Origin of the sequence: Hymenobacter lapidiphilus (assembly GCF_013377885.1) — a bacterium.
Lineage (GTDB): Bacteria > Bacteroidota > Bacteroidia > Cytophagales > Hymenobacteraceae > Hymenobacter > Hymenobacter lapidiphilus.
Window position 1 is genome coordinate 1 of record NZ_JABKAU010000108.1, and the last position, 734, is coordinate 734.

General features: G+C 63.2%; 3 protein-coding genes. All 3 read right to left on the reverse strand.

Annotated elements, in window-relative coordinates; translation table 11 throughout:
• On the reverse strand, positions 1-188 hold a 188-nt coding region (locus HW554_RS20300; protein WP_176910351.1), incomplete at its 3' end, for a hypothetical protein.
• Positions 181-402, reverse strand: coding sequence for a hypothetical protein (locus HW554_RS20305; RefSeq protein WP_176910352.1), 222 nt, complete (start codon positions 400-402; stop codon positions 181-183). The genes HW554_RS20300 and HW554_RS20305, both read right to left, overlap by 8 nt.
• 19 nt (positions 403-421) lie before the next feature.
• Positions 422-676: a hypothetical protein gene (locus HW554_RS20310; RefSeq protein ID WP_176910353.1), complete on the reverse strand. Its 255-nt coding sequence runs from the start codon at positions 674-676 to the stop codon at positions 422-424.
• Positions 677-734: the final 58 nt, after the last annotated feature.

Here is a 734-nt window from a genome sequence, read left to right on the forward strand (position 1 = left end):
AGTGCGGCCTCTTCCTGACTGGCCAGCGGCGAAGCCAGGTAGTCATCGGACACCCGGTTGAGCAGCCGTTCGCACGCCTGCCGTTCCGTAGCCGGCAGCACCGGCAGCCGTTCCACCCGTTGCTTGGGCCGCACCTGATGCAGCGAACCGGGCGTGTTGTAGCGGTTGCGGGCGGGTAGCTTACTCATGGGGCAGCCGGTTAGCGGTGGTGGCGACATCCGGCCCCATGCGTTCGGCGCGGTGGGCGCTGTCAACCCCGGGGCGGGGCAGCAGGGCGTGAAACCAGGCGGCCAGCAGCAGCAGGGCCACGGTGGCGACAAGGAAGCCCGCGAACTGGGTGGCGCGGTTCTCGCGCTGGCGTGGGGTGTAGGCGGGTCTTTGCGGGGTGAGGTAGTGAGGCATGGCGTGGGAATTGAGAGGGTTAGGCGCTGAATAGGTCGCTGCCTACTGTGGCTTTCTTCGCTTTGGATTTGCAGTCGCAATAAGACAGCTTGTCCATTTCGGTCAGCGTTATCACGTCAATCGTATCGCCTGCCTTGATGCACTTGGCAAACTCGCGGCGGCTGCCGGCACTCTGCTCGCACCGTGGAAAGCAGGATACCAGAATCCACCCCTTGCACTTGGGGCACGTGGCTACCTTCACTTTCAGTTTATCTCTGTCGAGTGGCTCGTTCATCGGTTCCGTTTCTTGTAGTTGCTAGTGTAGCGCCAGCCAGCACGGCCGGTCGTCTGGG